Origin of the sequence: Agrobacterium sp. 33MFTa1.1 (assembly GCF_004328495.1) — a bacterium.
In the GTDB taxonomy this organism is placed as follows: domain Bacteria; phylum Pseudomonadota; class Alphaproteobacteria; order Rhizobiales; family Rhizobiaceae; genus Agrobacterium; species Agrobacterium pusense.
In genome coordinates this window covers 778,338-794,394 of record NZ_CP036359.1, presented here as the reverse complement: position 1 = coordinate 794,394, position 16,057 = coordinate 778,338, and the positions used below count along the sequence as shown (strand labels likewise).

Here is a 16,057-nt window from a genome sequence, read left to right as displayed (position 1 = left end):
GGTAGCTGAAATCCAGCGGGGCAGCCATTTGGCTGCCCCGTTTTTTTGAACCGTCCCGGCGATGTGGGCCATGGCCTTTCCGACATTACACGGCAGAGCTTCGAGTTCTGGAGCTGGACGATCGGGGATCGTCAACCGAAGATGATCGGCGTCCCGCTTCGCTGCGGTTCACCCGTTTACAGGCCAGCGCCTGTCTCTTCATCGAAGAGATGCATATCGGACGGGTCAACGTCGAGGCCGATGACCTCGCCGGCCTTGACCAGGCTGCGGCCCTGTATCGCAATCACCAGTTCCGTGGATGTGCCAAGTGTCAGGAAAGTTGCCGAGCCCGTTGTCTCCACAGCGGAGACGGGCAGTGTCAACACCGCTCCCGTTGCAGTAGCGGGGCTGATATGTTCGGGCCTGATGCCGACGATGAGATGTTTGCCCGGCTGCAGGGGGGCGGGGCTCCTGATCGACTGCCGGGGTTCACCGTCGCCGAACCGCAGCTGGAGCGATGCGCCATCCGGACTCACGGTCGCCGGGATGAAGTTCATGGCTGGGGAGCCGATAAAGCCTGCGACGAAGCGGTTGACGGGATGGTCATAGAGCTCCAGCGGTGTCCCCTGCTGCTCGATTACCCCGTCACGCATCACGACGACATGATCGGCCATGGTCATCGCCTCGATCTGATCATGGGTGACATAGACCGAGGTGGCGTGCAGGCGGTCGTGGAGGGCGCGGATTTCCTTGCGCATGTGAACCCGCAAGGCCGCATCGAGGTTGGAGAGCGGCTCATCGAACAGGAACGCCTGCGGATTACGGATGATCGCCCGGCTCATGGCGACACGCTGGCGCTGCCCGCCAGAGAGTTCTCGGGGATAACGCTTCATGAGCTTGGAAAGCCCCGTCGTGGCGGCAACCTCTTCCGCGGCCTTGCGGGCTTCTGCCTTGGCGACACCACGCATGCGCAGCGAATAGGTGAGGTTTTCCTCGACCGTCATATGCGGGTAGAGCGCATAGGACTGGAATACCATCGCCACATCGCGCTTGCGCGGCGGCACACCGTTCATCAGCGTGCCGGCAATGCGCATGTCACCGGCCGAGATGCTCTCCAGGCCGGCGAGCGAGCGCAGAAGCGTGGACTTGCCGCAGCCGGATGGTCCCACAAGGGCGACAAAGGTGCCCTTCTTGATGGAAAGGTTGATGTTCTTCAGGGCATGGAAAGCGCCGTAATATTTATTGACGCCTGATAGTTCGATCTGAAGGGTCATTTGAGCGCTCCTGATGTCAGGCCGGATACGATGCGGCGCTGCAAGAGAATGAAGAGGGCGAGAATGGGCGTCACATACATGGTCGCATAGGCCATGATGTTGTTCCATTCGCTGGTGTTGGGCCCCATGAAGGAATTGAGACCGACGCTGGCGGGCTGCAGTTCCGCCGCCTGGATCATCGATTTGGAGTAAACGAACTCACCGAATGCCTGCATGAAGATGAGAATGGCGCTGACGAGGATGCCGTTTCTGGCAAGCGGCAGCACGATATTGAAAAACGCGCCGACCCTCGAATTGCCGTCTACGAGCGCTGCCTCCTCCAGTTCCTGCGGCACGGCCATGAAGGTGGCGCGCACCAGCACAACGAAGAAGGGCATGCTTTTCGCCGCAATGGCGAGGATGACGGACAGGCGTGGATAATCCAGAAGCCCGAATTGCGAGAAACCGACGAAGATCGGCGTGATCATCAATGAAGCTGGAAGGACTTGCAGCATCAGGATGAGGAACAGACCGATATCCACCCAGACATTGCGATAACGGGCCAGCACATAGGCGCAGCCGACGCCGAGGATGGTGATCAAAAACACCGCACTCGAAGCGATCAGCACCGAATTCCACAGGTAACGGCCCATGTTGCGGCTGTTCCAGACATAGGCATAGGTCTGCCATTGTGGTTCACCAGGCCAGAAGGAGGGCGGGTTGGCGAACATCTCCGAGCCGCTTTTGAGCGAGGTCAGATACATCCAGTAGAGCGGGAAGAGGTAGATGATGGCAAGAATGATGGCGATTGCCAGCATCAGGCGGTTACGGTTGTTGATGCTCATCCGCGTACCTCATGCCGTGTGGAGCGCACATAAACGATGGAGGCCAGCATGACGAAAACGATCATGATGACTGAAATCGTCGCGCCCTTGCCGAAGTCATATTGCCGGAAGGACAGATCCCAGGCCCAATATTGCGCCACGTTGGAACTGTTATTGGGTCCGCCATCGGTAATGGCGGCAAATAGATCGAATTGCTGCAAGGTGAAGATCAGCCCGAGCGAGATGATCGCGCCGATGGTGGAGCGCATCATGGGCAGCGTGATGGTGTAGAAGCGCTGCCAGGCGTTGGCGCCATCAAGCTCGGCGGCTTCGTAAAGATCGCCGGGAATGGAGGCGAGGCCGACGGAAAGGAGGATCATGTTGAAGGAGGTGCCGAGCCAGATATTGGCGATCACAACCGCCCAGAGCGAAAAATTCGCATCCGAACGCCAGAAAATATTGCCTGATATCAGTCCGCTTTCGCGCAGGAAGAAGTTCAGAACCCCGAAGTCGCCGGACAAAATCCAGTTCCAGATGGCACCGACAACGAGGCCGGGCATGACCCATGAAACGAGGAACAGGCCCCGCAGCCAGGTGGCGCCGGGGAAATTGACCCAGAAAAACAGAGCCAGACCGAAGCCGATGACAAATTGCCCCGCTATGGAAGCGACGACAAAGGTTACCGTATTCATCAGGATGGGCCAGGTTTCCGGCTGCCGGAACAGATCGACATAGTTCTTGAAACCGACGAACGGGCGCACGAAGGTGCCCAGGCTGAACATGTCGACTTCCTGAAAGCTCATGACGATGTTGTAAAGCAGGGGTAACCCCGCCATCACGAAGAGGAAAGCCAAAGGAAAGGCGACAAGGGCGATATCGAAACCGCGACCATCGCTGATGCTGGAAAGCAGCTTTTTCATAAGAAATCCTCGCAAGCTCCGCTCGGGGCCGCCGCCGCTTATCACGGCAAGCGACCCCACCGGGAGGAACCCTGCGGATGGGGCCGGACATGCCGGCCGCCTCCCTGATCAACCATCGACGAGCTTGATTTTCTGTGCAGCCTGGTCGAGTGCGTCCTTCGGAGACATCTGTCCCGTCAGCGCGGCCTGAATGGCATCCTGAATGGCCTTCGAGATTTTCGGCCATTCGGGCGAGGGGCCACGCGGCTGTGCATATTTGAGCTGCTCGACGAAGGTCTTGAGCGCTTCATCCTTCAGAGCATTTCCGGTGGGCGGTACGGGAATGTCCGAACGCGCCGGCAATTGGCCGAAATTCTTGAACATGTCCTTGTCCTGCGAGACAAAGAACTCGATCGCCTTGAAGGCCTCTTCAGGATGTTTGGTCTTCGAGAAGATCGCCCAGTTATAGTCCCCCATGGCCGATGAGCGCGGCGCATCGGGCGCCGGAACCGGCAGCAGCGTGACGCCCCAGTCGAACTTCGCGTCCTTCAGCATGCGGTCGATTTCCCATGGGCCCGAAATGACCATGGCGGCGTTGCCGGCGTTGAAGGTCGCGGTAGAATCCCACTGGCTGCGTGTCAGCGTATCGGGCGAAGCCAGTTTTTCGTCCAGCATCAGCTTCCACGTCTCGAGCGCTTTCACGGCTCCCTCGGTGTTGATGTTCTTGTAGGTGGCGCCAGCCATCTGCGCCCAGGGCAGGAACTGGAATGTGCCCTCCTCATTCGCCTTGGCGCTGAAGCTGATGCCATAGACGTTCTTGGAAGGGTTGGTCAGTTTGCGTGCCGCGTCAACCAGCTCATCCCAGGTTTGCGGCGGCTTTGCCGCATCCAGCCCGGCGGCCTTGAACAGATCCTTGTTGTAATAAAGAGCGATCGTGTTGGTCGCCTTCGGGACGCCGAAATATTTTCCATCCCACATCACCGATTTCAGCGGGCCGGGGAAATAATTCTCCGTCTTGATGACATCGGACTTGGCTATCATGTCGGTCACATCGAGGAAGGCTCCGCGTGCGGCGAACATGGCGTGGTTGGGGTTGTCGATGGCGATGATGTCGGGCGCATTGCCGGTCGAATAGGCGCGCATGGATTCGCTCACCACGTCATCGAACTGCAGTTGCCGGTATTCGATCTTGATGCCGTTATTGAGCGCGTTGAACTCCTTGATGAGATTTGGAGCAGGCTGGATATCCCGGTCCAGCGACCACAAGGTCAAAGTCACGTCCTCTGCCTGTGCCGCAATCGCGCCGGCGGACACGCCCGCCAACAGAAACACGCCGGCCATCATGCATTTTGCGATATCCATAATCTCCTCCTCTTGGTTATCGTCTCTGCAATCTCGGGAACCTTCTCCCAAAAGGTTTCCGTTATGTCGGATCGACGACGAAATCGCCGCCTCGGCATTTTTTCAGATAGTTCAGGCCATGCACCTGTCCGGTCATTTCCAGCGCATCGCGATAGACCGGGTCATGCCAGCCTTCGATATCGATCGAGCCGGACCAGCCGGCGAGGCGCAGTTCGGAAATTATGTCGGTCCAGTTGCTGTCGCCAAAACCCGGCGTGCGCATGAAGACGAACTTCTCCTTGCCGAAAATGCCGTGCTCGCGGATGACGTCCCAGCGGATGGTCGCGTCCTTGCCATGCACGTGGAAAATCTTCTTCGCCCATTTGCGGATCTGCGGTAGCGGATCGATCAGATAAACCATCTGGTGGCAGGGTTCCCACTCGATGCCGATATTCTCGTCCGGCGTTTCGTTGAAGATCAGTTCCCAGGCATCGGGATTATGCGCAATGTTCCAGTCGCCCGTCTGCCAGTTGCCGTCCATGGCGCAGTTTTCAAAAGCGATCTTTATGCCCTTGTCGGCGGCACGTTTTGCAAGCTCGCTCCAGATTTGCCTGTATCGGGGAAGGCTCTCCGGCAGCGGCCTGCCGCGCAGCCGGCCGGTGAAACCTGCCACGCAATTCGCACCGAAATGATGGGCGTTGTCGATGCAATCCTTCCAGCCCTGCAATGTCTGAAGGTCGATATCGGTTTCTTCCAGCGGATTGCCGAACATGCCGAGCGTACTGATGGTGATATCGCGGTCGCCAATTGCGTCAAGGCAGCGCTTGCCGAGTTCGGCAAGGTCCTGACCGTTGGTCGTCTGCCAGAAGAAGGGCTCGAAGCTTTCAAAGCCGAGATCGGCGATCTGCCCGATACGTTCGGCCGCCTGACCCTTGGTGGCGCTGATCATGGTGCCGATGCGGATGGATGTTGCCGGATTGCTCACGTCTGTCGGTCCTTATGCTGCAATGGAAACGCGCTGGCCAAGACGCGCGCTTTCGATCGCGCCCATCACCATTGCGAGGCTGTTGATATTGTCGAAGGAGGCTGTTTCCGGCATCTCGCCGGTACGCATGGATTCGAGAAATGATAAAATGACACTGGCATGGCCGCGCGCGACCTTGTCTGACACAGCATCGGAAACGTTTACGGTCTTGAAGCCACGCAGAAGACCCTGTTCGTTGCCAGCCACAGAGGCGGAAAAACCGTCTTCGCCATCCCAGAGAATCATGCCTTTGGAGCCGATCAGCCGCCAGCGTGCTTCCCAACTTGTCCGCTCGCCTTCAGCGCACCACGAGCCGCGATAGGTGAAGACGACATCGTTGGAGAACTCGAAAATCGCGTTGGCGCTGGCCCCATGCGCATACCATGAGCCCGCCGGGTTCTTCTCCACACAGAAGACGGAGAGCGGCTTTTCATTGGCGACGAAACGGGCCGCGTCGAAGGTGTGAATTGCCATATCGAGAAGCAGGACGTTTTTCATCTCCTCGCGAAACCCCCCGAAATGCGGCCCCAGGAAGAAATCGCAGTGGATGGCGGTCAGATCACCGATGACGCCGTCCTCCAACGCGCGGCGTAGACGTCTGATGCCGGCCACGAACCGACGGTTTTGCACCACGGCGTGAATTTTGCCGGCTTTTTTCGCCAGTTCCACCAGCGTCGCGGCTTCCTCCATCGAGGCTGCAAGCGGCTTTTCACTCAGCACATGGCATCCAGCTGCGAGACCGGCTTCGACTACGGCGAAACGCGCCTGCGGGATGACGATGTCAAAAAGAATGTCGGCTTTCGTTTCGGCGAGAACCGCTCGAAGATCGGTGCCGATGACCGCGCCGGTGAGGGCGAATTCCTCGGCAAGCGCGCGGGCCGTGCCCTCGTTCAGGTCTACCAGACCCGCGATCCTGATTTCGCCGGCGATTTCCGGCGAGGACTGGATGGCGCGCAGCCAGCCTTTGGCCATAGCTCCGCACCCGCATAAAACGGCATTAAAAGTCATCTCATCTCCCCGGGCTCTTTCGCAAACTCCTCTTTGCGCAGAGCGTCGTAAACGTTTACGAGACTATGCCGATGATGTTAGATATGTCAAGACCATCAAGTGGCGCGCAGATTGCGGGCCGGGATTTGGAGGGGAGCGCATGAAAGGAATTCGCCAGCTTGCCGATTACCTCGAGATATCGATCGGCACTGTTTCCCGTGCGCTGAACGGCAAGCCCGACGTGAACGAAGAGACACGGCGCCGCGTTCTCGAGGCTGCGGAAAAACTGGGTTACGTCGCCAACCAGTCAGGCCGCAGCCTACGGCAGGGAACGACCAATGTCATTGGTCTGATGACGGGCAGTGACGCGCAGACGGTGGAGAATGCCGATAACTTCTTTCTCGGCTTGACGGATGGCCTGCAAAGCGTGTTTTCCGGTCACAACCTCGATCTCATCGTTCTGCCTTGCCCGGGAGAAGAGGACCCCGACGAATATCTCAAGCGTATGGTGGCGCGCCGCATGGTCGATGCGATGATCATTTCCGCCACCCGGCGAATCGACAGGCGTGTCGATTTTCTCAAGCAGAATCGGCTTCCATTCGTGGCGCTCGGGCGGACCGCCTCCAGTACGGATCATGCCTGGGTGGATCTCGATTTCGAGGGCGTCGCGAAAAGCGCGATCGATCGCCTCGTGGCCTCCGGGCATCGTTCGATCGCGGTAGCCGCGCCCGACAGCGATATCAATCTCGGGCATGTGTTCCTTGATGGGTACAGGCGTGCGCTGGACGATAATGGCATCGCTTATGATTCCTCTTTGGTCATCCGGGCGAAATCGAGCGAGCAGGGCGGTTATCACGCCGCCAGCGAATGGCTGCAGATGCGGCCTCGGCCGACGGCGATTGTGCTGATCTATGAGTTGATGGCCGTCGGTCTTTATCGTCGTCTTGCGGAAGCGGGGCTCGAACCGGGGCGGGATCTCGCCGTCATCGGATTCCGTGACGGCCCGCGCGGACAGTTTCTCGAACCGCGTCTGACAAGCTTCCGCATGTCGCTGCATGATCTCGGCGTTACGGTGGCGCAGACTCTGTTGTCGACAATGCCGGCCTATGCGCCATTTTATCCCGCCCAGGCCCGCCATTGCATATGGCCGATGGTGCTCGTGGCGGGGGAGAGCGATCCAGGTCCGGTATCGTAGGTCAGCCAAGTGGGGTTCCATCCAACCCGCGGCGGGCAGGATGTTTTGGCTGCTCAGGGGAGCAGGCCGTGCATGAGCACGTCGAGGTGCACCTTGATGACGGCCTCCTTGTCCAGGCTGCGCCGGTCGTCGAAAATCAGCCTGAAAACCAATGTTCCGACCATTGGTGACATGACGACATGCGCAAGTTCGGGCGCGTTGGCCCTGAATCTCTTTTTCGCGACACCTTTGTCCAGGATAGCATTGATGCGGGCGAGCACCGGCGCCATCAGAATATCATGGTGGTGGTCTATCAGATCCGGAAACTTGGCTCCCTCGGCCACGACGAAACGAAAGAGTTCCCGCATACGCCGGTCATCCACCAGCGTTTCGAACAGGAATTCGAGAAGCAGGCGAAGCTCCTCGACCGGATCGTCGGAGGTGCGTTCGTAGGCTTCGAATGCCTCTTGGAACGGTCTGCCGACGTGCTCGATCATCGCGGCAAAAAGGGCTTCCTTGGTTTCGAAATAGACATAGACCGTGCCTTTCGTCACTCCCACCCGGTCGGCAATGTCTTCGACCCGCGTTGCCGTAAATCCCCTTTTGGTGAATTCCTCAAATGCGGCGTCGAGAATTTGCAGCGGACGTTGTATCTTCTGTTCTGCACGTGAGAGTTTCGTTTTCGCCATTACCCCGGATCCTTACATATTGTCGGCGCGTGCCCTTCTACCCGTCGTGATCGGCGGAAGTAACAGGTGGTCTGCCTATCGCACCAGTGCAAAAACCGGAACCGATTTCCGCAGGTGGTTTGATGCTCGATATGTCAACATATGCCTTTGCTTGCCAGCGAATGCGTCGGGCAGTCTGCAATGATCCTTCTCTAGGGCAGCGATACCCCGAAAAGCTCCCAGAGCGACGGCATAAGAATTTCATTGACTATACAGTCAGTCAAATATTATGGATGAGGGCGAAGATCAAGAGGTCAGCATGAGAACCATTCTTATCGCATGGGCGGTGGGCGGCGTTTTTGCCCTGTCATCCTGCAGCAATGAAGAGCCGCCGGCCGAAAAGCCGCTGCGAACTGTCGATATGGTCAAGGCGGAGAAGCAGCCGATCGACCGTGGCAGCATCATCACCGGCGAAGTGAGGGCGAGGGTTCAGACGGACCTGTCGTTTCGCGTCAGTGGCAAAATCACCGAAAGGCTGGTGGATGTGGGCGCGCGGGTGGCGACAGGGCAACTGCTCGCCCGCATCGATCCGGAGGAGCAGAAGGCCGACATCGATGTTGCCCTTGCCAACCTGCAATCGGCAGAAGCACAACAGACGCAGGCACAATTGGCATTCGATCGCCAGCAAAGTCTTTTCCGGACGCAGGTCACCTCGCGCTCGGCCGTCGACAAGGCCCAGGAGACGCTGCTTACCACGCAGGGCGCGGTCAGATCGGCCCAGGCGCAGCTCGATACGGCGCGCGACGCGCTGTCGTATACGGAACTCAGGGCCGATGCGGATGGCGTGATCACGGCGCGAAATGTCGAAGTGGGCCAGGTGGCGCAGGCTGCCCAGCTCGTGTTCACGCTGGCGCATGACGGGCCGCGCGACGCCGTGTTTGATGTCTACGAATCTCTTTTCCTGGAGCGCGACATCGACAATCTCGTCAATGTCAGCCTCCTTTCGGATCCCGCCCGCGCCGTGGCGGCCCCCGTGCGGGAAATCTCTCCGACGATCGATCCGGACAATGGTACGATAAGGGTGAAGGTCGGTCTTAACGGCGATCTGACCATGCCGCTTGGTGCGCCGGTATCCGGCCATTTCCGCTTCAGGCAGGTGGATGCCATCGAGCTTCCATGGTCGGCAATGACGTCGCAAAAAGGCCGACCCGCCGTCTGGGTGGTGGATCCGCAATCCTCCGAAGTCTCCATGCGGCCGATCGAGGTTGCGGATTATGAGACCAGTCAATTCGTCGTCTCGGCGGGGCTGAACCCCGGCGATCTCGTGGTCACGGGCGGGACAAAATTCCTCCGGACCGGTGAAAAGGTCGCCTATCAAAAGGGGCAGGCACAATAATGTTCAGGATAAACAGAAGCTTGTTTTTGCTGCTGCCCGCGATGGCGCTCTCGTCCTGTCAGGAAAAGCAGGAGGCCGCCGCCGAGGCGCCGCGACCGGTGCTCTCGGTGGTGGTCGAGGAAAAGTCGGCGGATGCGCTGCAGCTCACCGGAACGGTGGAATCGCGCATTCAGACGGATCTCGGTTTTCGCGTCCTCGGGCGGATCATAGCGCGGAACGTCGATGTCGCCGATCTGGTCAAGAAGGGCGATGTGGTGGCCTCGATCGATCCGCTCGCGCTTGAACTGTCGGTGAAGAGCGCGCAGTCGGATCTTTCCAATGCCGAAGCGCAGCTCGCCAATGCCGTGACCACCGAACAGCGCCAGCGTGTGCTGGCGGAGGCGCGTAGCGGCACCGAGGCGGCGCTGGAGGAAGCCCAACAGGCGACGCGCACCGCCAACGCCTCCGTCGCCAAGGCCCGTGCAAACCTGGACAAGGCGGAAGAACAGCTGGGTTACGCGCAGCTCCATGCGGAATTCGACGGTGTTGTCACGGCCACATCGGGTGAAATCGGCCAGGTTGTTTCCGCCGGCCAGACGGTCGTCACCATCGCCCGCCCGGAAGTGCGCGATGTAGTGGTGGATGTTCCGCAATTTGCGGCGCAGCGTCTGGATATCGGCTCGACCTTCGAGATCGCCCTGCAGCTCGATCCAAAAATCCGAACCACCGGCGTGGTGCGGGAAATCGCCCCGGCAGCCGAAACGGCAACGCGCACACGACGGACGAAGATCAGTCTGCAGGATGCGCCGGCGGCATTCCGCCTCGGTTCCGTCGTCACGGCTTCCGTGCTTGCTGCTTCCGAACCGCGGATCATGCTGCCGGCATCGGCCCTGCTGAAAACGGAGGGCGGCTGGTCCGTCTGGATCGTTAATGTCGACACGGCGACCGTCACGGCGCGCCCGGTCACGATAGAGGGTGAACCTGCCGAAGGCGGCAGCGTGCGCATCACCGGCGGCGTCAAACCCGGCGAGCGCGTTGCCAGCGCCGGCGTTCACAAGCTTAAGGATGGACAGGCCATCAGGATCGATCAGGAGGTCCGTCAGTGAAGAAATTCAATCTTTCAGACTGGGCGCTCGAACACCGTTCGCTTGTCTGGTATTTCATGCTGGTTTTCGTTCTCGCCGGCGTTTTTTCCTATCTCAACCTCGGTCGCGAGGAAGACCCGAACTTCACCATCAAGACCATGGTGATCAGTGCCCAGTGGCCCGGCGCCTCGGCGGAGGAAGTGGCGCGGCAGGTGACCGACAGGATCGAGAAGAAGCTCGAAGAACTCGATAATCTCGATCATTTGCGCAGCCAGACGGTGGCGGGCCGCACGACGATCTTTGTGGAGCTGGTGCCGGAAACCAAGGCGCGCAATGTCGAGCCGACCTGGGTGCGGGTGCGCAACATGATCGGCGATATCAAGGGCGAGTTTCCGTCCGGCGTGGTCGGCCCCTTCTTCAACGACCGTTTCGGCGACGTTTATGGCAATATCTACGCCTTCACCAGCGACGGCCTCAGCCAACGGCAATTGCGTGACCTGGTGGAAGATGCCCGCGCCAAGGTCTTGACCGTCGACAATATCGGCAAGGTCGATGTCATCGGCGCACAGGACGAGACGATCTATCTGGAATTTTCCACGCGACAGATCGCAGCGCTCGGCATTGATCAGCAGTCCATCATCAAGACATTGCAATCGCAGAATGCCGTCACCCAGTCCGGCTTCGTCAATGCAGGACCTGAGCGCGTGGCGCTGCGCGTCAGCGGCCAGTTCACGTCTGAAGACAGTCTGCGGGCGATCAACCTGCGCGTCAACAACCGCTTTTTCCCGTTGACGGAAGTAGCGACGATCCGGCGCGGTTATGTCGATCCGCCGTCCTCGCTGTTCCGTTTCAACGGCCAGCCGGCCATCGGCCTTGCAATCGGCATGAAAACCGGCGCGAACCTGCTGCATTTCGGCGAGGCGCTGGATGCGCAGATGAAGCGCGTGGTGGCGGATCTGCCAGTTGGCGTCGATGTGCACCGGGTTTCCGATCAGCCTGCCGTCGTCGATGAGGCGGTCTCGGGCTTCACCTCGGCGCTGTTCGAAGCCATCGCCATCGTCCTTGTCATCAGCTTCATCAGCCTTGGCCTCAGGGCCGGCATGGTGGTGGCGGTTTCCATTCCGCTCGTGCTGGCGATAACCTTCGTCTACATGGAATATACAGGCATTTCGCTGCAACGCATTTCGCTCGGTGCTCTCATCATCGCGCTCGGGCTTCTCGTGGATGATGCGATGATCGCCGTCGAAATGATGGTCGCGCGGCTTGAGGTCGGAGACGATCTCAGAAAAGCGGCGACCTATGTCTACACCTCCACCGCCTTCCCGATGCTGACCGGTACGCTGGTCACCGTTGCCGGCTTTATTCCTGTCGGCCTCAACAACAGCGCAGCGGGTGAGTTTACGTTCACACTTTTCGTGGTGATTGCGGTTTCGCTGATCGTGTCATGGATCGTCGCGGTTTTGTTCACGCCCCTGCTCGGCGTGACGATTCTGCCGAAGACAATGAAATCTCACCACGAGAAGAAGGGCCGGTTCGCCTCGGCCTTTTCCTGGCTTCTCGGCCGGGCGCTGCGCTGGCGCTGGGTGACGATCATCCTCACCATAACCCTGTTCGGCCTGTCCGTGGGTGGCATGAGCCTCGTGCAGCAGCAGTTCTTCCCGTCCTCGGACCGTGTGGAGCTCATCGTTGACTGGAACCTGCCGCAGAACAGCTCGATTGCCGAAACCAACCGGCAGATGGCGCAGTTCGAGCAGGAAATGCTCGCCAAGAATCCGGATATTGACCACTGGACGACCTATGTCGGTGAAGGCGCGCCGCGCTTCATCCTCTCTTTCGACGTGCAGACTCCTGATGTCACCTTCGGCCAGACCGTCATCGTCACCAAGGGGCTGGACGTGCGGGACAAGGTGCGCGCCGAATTGCAGGAATATCTGGACCGGACATTCGTCGGCACTGACGCCTTCGTGAAACTGCTCGATATCGGCCCGCCGGTCGGTAAGCCGGTGCAATATCGCCTCAGCGGCCCGGATATCCAGAAGGTCCGTGAGCTCGGGCAGCAATTGTCGGGCATTGTCGGCGAACACCAGCTGTTGTCCAACATGGTCATGGACTGGAACGAACCGACACGTGTGGTGAAGGTGGATGTGCTGCAGGACAAGGCCCGCCAGCTCGGCGTCTCCTCGGAAGATATCGCCAACGCCATGAACAGCATTGTCGAGGGATCTACGGTCACCCAGGTCAGGGACGACATCTACCTCGTGAACGTGGTGGCGCGGGCGCAGTTGTCGGAGCGCGGGTCCATCGAAACCTTGCAGAATCTGCAATTGCCGGCGACCAACGGCAAGGCCGTGCCGCTTTCGGCCATTGCCAATTTTCGCTACGAGCTGGAGCAACCGACCATCTGGCGTCGCGACCGGATACCGACGGTCACCGTCAAGGCTGCCATCATCGGCCCGACGCAGCCCGCAACGATCGTGACGCAGCTGAAGCCGAAAATAGAGGCTTTCGAGAAAACGCTTCCTGTGGGTTACAAGGTGGAGACGGGCGGTTCGGTGGAATCCAGCGCGGATTCGCAAGCGCCGATCGTCGCCGTGGTGCCGCTGATGTTGTTTGCAATGGCGACGATCCTGATGGTTCAGCTGCAAAGCTTCAGCCGGTTGTTCCTGGTCTTCGCCGTGGCGCCCACGGCCCTGATTGGCGTGGTGGTGGCACTGCTCTTCTCCAATGCGCCAATGGGCTTCGTTGCCATTCTCGGCGTGCTGGCGCTGATCGGCATCCTCATCCGCAACTCGGTCATCCTCGTCGTGCAGATCGAGCATCTGCGAAGCGAGGGTGTCTCGGCCTGGCGTGCCGTCATTGAGGCGACCGAACACCGCATGCGGCCGATCATGCTGACGGCGGCGGCGGCAACGCTTGCCCTCATCCCCATATCCCGGGAAATCTTCTGGGGGCCGATGGCCTATGCGATGATGGGTGGCATTGTGGTCGGCACGGCGCTTACCCTGCTTTTTCTGCCGGCGCTTTACGTTGCCTGGTTTCGTATTCCGCGCGAGGATGAGAAGCCGGGGGGCGCAGAAATCCAGGCGTGATATCGGATGCCGGGCGAGGTGGTGGCTGCACTGCCTCCTCGCTCCAATAAAAATATCCACCGTCGTTGTTCCCGCGTGCAGGATGATGTTAGGAAGGTCGGCTTAGCCGCGAGAGCGGCAGCCGTCCTTTTGTATTTGGGCGGTTGCGTCGATATCGCGGACATATTGAGAGTGCGGAGGATTTAAAGATGGGCGGTTTGTCGGATTGGCTTGCGGATGGACAGCCGATCAATCGCAAGAATGCCGCGGAAGCGGTGTTCGATGATATCCGTTCCGCCATCACGACAGGCCAGCTTGCGGTCGGTACCCGGCTCCCTTCGGAAGCACATCTCGCAACGCGTTACGGCGTCAGCCGTCCGATTATTCGCGAGGCCCTGCGGTCTCTCCAGACGCTCGGCCTGACGCAGACCCGCACAGGCAGCGGCACGTATGTGATGACCCCGACGCCGCCATCGGAACTGAATTACGGTGCCTATTCCGCACGCGACCTGATCGAGGCCCGCCCCTTCATCGAAGTGCCGGCTGCAGGGTGGGCCGCCTTGCGTCGCACGGACGCCCAACTGCAGGTTTTGCTCGATCTCTGTAGCCGCATGGAAACCGAGGAAAGGCCGCATCCCTGGGTATTGCTGGACGGCCAGTTTCATTGCGCCATCGCGGAGGCCTCCGCCAACCGCCTCTTTGCCAAGGTGGTGGCGGACGCCCGCGAGGCCGTCGCCCAGCAATCAGAGATGGTTAACCTTATGGCCGGTCGCCGCGTCGCTTCCAATTTCGAGCATCGCCGGATCGTCGAGGCGATCCGGCGCGGTTCAGCGCCTGAGGCGCGTGAGGCGATGGAGCTTCACCTCGGGCAGGTGAAGCAGGTAGTGACGACGATCATTGGCGAAGATCGGCTTCGCCAGCCGTGACCGCTGGTAGATTGGCAAGGTGCCGTGGACTGAGCGCTTGCTGCAGTTCGGCCTCTGTCATGTAACCACGTTCAAGAACCACCTGCGGCACGGTACGCCCGCTGGCAAGCGCTTCCTTGGCGACTTCCGTCGCCGCATAATAACCGATCAGCGGGTTAAGCGCCGTGGCGAGACCGATTGATTCTTCCACGCGCTGCGCCATGATGGCCGGATTGGCGACGATGCCGTCCACGCATCGCTCTGCCAGTGTGCGGCAGGCGGCGCTTAGCTGGCTGATGCTCTGGGAGAGCGCACGCACGATGATCGGCTCGAAGGCGTTCAACTGCAGCTGCCCGGCTTCTGCGGCCATGGTGATGGTGATGTCGTTGCCGATCACCGCATAGGCCACCTGGTTGACCACTTCGGGAATGACCGGATTGATCTTGCCCGGCATGATACTTGAGCCCGCCTGAACGGAGGGAAGGGTAATTTCGCCAATTCCGGCGCGCGGGCCTGACGAGAGCAGGCGAAGGTCGTTGCAAGTCTTCGACAGCTTTACGGCGACGCGTTTCAGCACGCCGGAGAGGTGCACGAAGGCGCCGGGGTCCTGTGTGGCTTCGATAAGGTCTGCGGCCGTCACCAGCGGCCGGCCGGTCAGTTCCGCCAGATGCCGGCAGGCAAGCTCGGCATAACCGCGCGGTGCGTTGAGCCCGGTGCCGATGGCGGTGGCGCCCAGATTGATCTCATGCAGCAGAGCGGCGGATTCGATCAGACGCGCCTGGTCTTCGCCCAGCATCACCACGAACGTGCGGAACTCCTGGCCGAGCGTCATCGGTACCGCATCCTGCAATTGCGTGCGCCCGATCTTGATGAAGCGGGCAAATTCCTGCGCCTTGCGGTCGAAGGCGTCCTTCAGAACGCCCATCGAGGCGGCCAGGTCGTCAATCGCTTCGATCAGGCCCACATTCACCGCGGTCGGATAAGCATCGTTGGTCGACTGGCTGAGATTGACGTGATCGTTCGGGTGAAGCCGGGCATAATCGCCCTTTTCGTGCCCAAGCAGTTCCAGCGCGCGGTTGGCGATGACCTCATTGGCGTTCATGTTGGTGGATGTGCCGGCTCCGCCCTGGATTTCATCCACAACGAACTGCTCATGAAGAGCGCCGGCGCGGATTTCGCGGCAGGCTTCCGCAATCGCCTCCATCCGATCCCTGTCGAGCAGGCCAAGTTCGTGATTTGCACGTGCGGCCGCCTCTTTCACATAGGCCAAACCCCTTAACAGGTAAGGGTTATGGCCAATGGTCACCCCGGTGATCTTGAAGTTTTCCACCGCGCGCGCGGTGTGCACGCCCCAATAAACATTCGCCGGAATTTCCTTCGACCCGAGCAAATCATGCTCACTGCGCGTCACGCTCACTTCTTCCTCCACTGGCTTCAAGCGTTGCAAAATCTGTAAAGCTGTCTTACAGATTTAA

At 59.7% G+C, this 16,057-nt stretch carries 13 protein-coding genes; 5 read left to right on the top strand and 8 right to left on the bottom strand.

Features of this window, described 5'->3' with window-relative positions:
* Positions 1–176: 176 nt before the first annotated feature.
* The 6 genes from EYD00_RS17465 to EYD00_RS17440 all read right to left on the bottom strand — a co-directional run bounded on the left by EYD00_RS17465 (position 177) and on the right by EYD00_RS17440 (position 6,328).
* The gene (locus tag EYD00_RS17465) at positions 177–1,253 is read right to left on the bottom strand and encodes an ABC transporter ATP-binding protein (RefSeq protein ID WP_034497356.1); all 1,077 of its coding nucleotides are present in this window, start codon (positions 1,251–1,253) and stop codon (positions 177–179) included.
* Positions 1,250–2,077 carry a carbohydrate ABC transporter permease gene (locus EYD00_RS17460; RefSeq protein ID WP_004445880.1) on the bottom strand — a complete coding sequence of 276 codons (828 nt, stop codon included), beginning with the start codon at positions 2,075–2,077 and terminating at the stop codon, positions 1,250–1,252. Before EYD00_RS17460 ends, EYD00_RS17465 begins: the two co-directional genes overlap by 4 nt.
* Entirely contained in the window at positions 2,074–2,976 is a 903-nt protein-coding gene (locus tag EYD00_RS17455) for a carbohydrate ABC transporter permease (protein ID WP_006697215.1), read from the bottom strand. Before EYD00_RS17455 ends, EYD00_RS17460 begins: the two co-directional genes overlap by 4 nt.
* Before the next feature lie 108 nt (positions 2,977–3,084).
* A complete protein-coding gene (locus EYD00_RS17450; protein ID WP_034497354.1) occupies positions 3,085–4,317 on the bottom strand; it encodes an ABC transporter substrate-binding protein in 1,233 nt (410 codons plus the stop codon).
* Between the two features lie 61 nt (positions 4,318–4,378).
* Positions 4,379–5,281, bottom strand: coding sequence for a sugar phosphate isomerase/epimerase family protein (locus EYD00_RS17445; RefSeq protein WP_034497352.1), 903 nt, complete (start codon positions 5,279–5,281; stop codon positions 4,379–4,381).
* 12 nt (positions 5,282–5,293) lie between these two features.
* Positions 5,294–6,328, bottom strand: coding sequence for a Gfo/Idh/MocA family protein (locus tag EYD00_RS17440; protein WP_006697212.1), 1,035 nt, complete (start codon positions 6,326–6,328; stop codon positions 5,294–5,296).
* A 139-nt stretch (positions 6,329–6,467) separates the two neighbouring features.
* Here EYD00_RS17440 and EYD00_RS17435 point away from each other — a divergent pair, with 139 nt between their 5' ends.
* On the top strand, positions 6,468–7,502 hold the full coding sequence (locus tag EYD00_RS17435) for a LacI family DNA-binding transcriptional regulator (protein ID WP_004445871.1): 1,035 nt from the start codon (positions 6,468–6,470) through the stop codon (positions 7,500–7,502).
* Positions 7,503–7,555: 53 nt separating this feature from the next.
* Here the strand turns inward: EYD00_RS17435 and EYD00_RS17430 are convergent, their stop codons facing one another.
* Positions 7,556–8,170, bottom strand: coding sequence for a TetR/AcrR family transcriptional regulator (locus EYD00_RS17430; RefSeq protein WP_004445869.1), 615 nt, complete (start codon positions 8,168–8,170; stop codon positions 7,556–7,558).
* Between the two features lie 298 nt (positions 8,171–8,468).
* Between EYD00_RS17430 and EYD00_RS17425 the strand changes: the two genes are divergently transcribed.
* The 4 genes from EYD00_RS17425 (at position 8,469) to EYD00_RS17410 (ending at position 14,603) form a co-directional block, all read left to right on the top strand.
* Positions 8,469–9,545, top strand: a complete 1,077-nt coding sequence (locus EYD00_RS17425; RefSeq protein ID WP_034497651.1) for an efflux RND transporter periplasmic adaptor subunit — start codon at positions 8,469–8,471, stop codon at positions 9,543–9,545.
* Positions 9,545–10,630, top strand: coding sequence for an efflux RND transporter periplasmic adaptor subunit (locus EYD00_RS17420; protein WP_034497348.1), 1,086 nt, complete (start codon positions 9,545–9,547; stop codon positions 10,628–10,630). The genes EYD00_RS17425 and EYD00_RS17420 overlap by 1 nt, the downstream gene beginning before the upstream one ends.
* Complete coding sequence (locus EYD00_RS17415; RefSeq protein ID WP_034497346.1) at positions 10,627–13,698, top strand: efflux RND transporter permease subunit; 3,072 nt, start codon at positions 10,627–10,629, stop codon at positions 13,696–13,698. The genes EYD00_RS17420 and EYD00_RS17415 overlap by 4 nt, the downstream gene beginning before the upstream one ends.
* A gap of 188 nt (positions 13,699–13,886) precedes the next feature.
* Positions 13,887–14,603, top strand: a complete 717-nt coding sequence (locus EYD00_RS17410) for a FadR/GntR family transcriptional regulator (RefSeq protein WP_004445862.1) — start codon at positions 13,887–13,889, stop codon at positions 14,601–14,603.
* Here EYD00_RS17410 and EYD00_RS17405 read toward each other — a convergent pair.
* On the bottom strand, positions 14,572–15,999 hold the full coding sequence (locus EYD00_RS17405; RefSeq protein ID WP_234826158.1) for an aspartate ammonia-lyase: 1,428 nt from the start codon (positions 15,997–15,999) through the stop codon (positions 14,572–14,574). The genes EYD00_RS17410 and EYD00_RS17405 overlap by 32 nt on opposite strands.
* Between the last annotated feature and the right edge of the window lie 58 nt (positions 16,000–16,057).

Bases quoted from the DNA above. Each gene is read 5' to 3' on its own strand.
- EYD00_RS17465 (WP_034497356.1), bottom strand. From the start codon at position 1,253: ATGACCCTTCAGATCGAACTATCAGGCGTCAATAAATATTACGGCGCT.
- EYD00_RS17460 (WP_004445880.1), bottom strand. From the start codon at position 2,077: ATGAGCATCAACAACCGTAACCGCCTGATGCTGGCAATCGCCATCATT.
- EYD00_RS17455 (WP_006697215.1), bottom strand. From the start codon at position 2,976: ATGAAAAAGCTGCTTTCCAGCATCAGCGATGGTCGCGGTTTCGATATC.
- EYD00_RS17450 (WP_034497354.1), bottom strand. From the start codon at position 4,317: ATGGATATCGCAAAATGCATGATGGCCGGCGTGTTTCTGTTGGCGGGC.
- EYD00_RS17440 (WP_006697212.1), bottom strand. From the start codon at position 6,328: ATGACTTTTAATGCCGTTTTATGCGGGTGCGGAGCTATGGCCAAAGGC.
- EYD00_RS17435 (WP_004445871.1), top strand. From the start codon at position 6,468: ATGAAAGGAATTCGCCAGCTTGCCGATTACCTCGAGATATCGATCGGC.
- EYD00_RS17430 (WP_004445869.1), bottom strand. From the start codon at position 8,170: ATGGCGAAAACGAAACTCTCACGTGCAGAACAGAAGATACAACGTCCG.
- EYD00_RS17425 (WP_034497651.1), top strand. From the start codon at position 8,469: ATGAGAACCATTCTTATCGCATGGGCGGTGGGCGGCGTTTTTGCCCTG.
- EYD00_RS17420 (WP_034497348.1), top strand. From the start codon at position 9,545: ATGTTCAGGATAAACAGAAGCTTGTTTTTGCTGCTGCCCGCGATGGCG.
- EYD00_RS17410 (WP_004445862.1), top strand. From the start codon at position 13,887: ATGGGCGGTTTGTCGGATTGGCTTGCGGATGGACAGCCGATCAATCGC.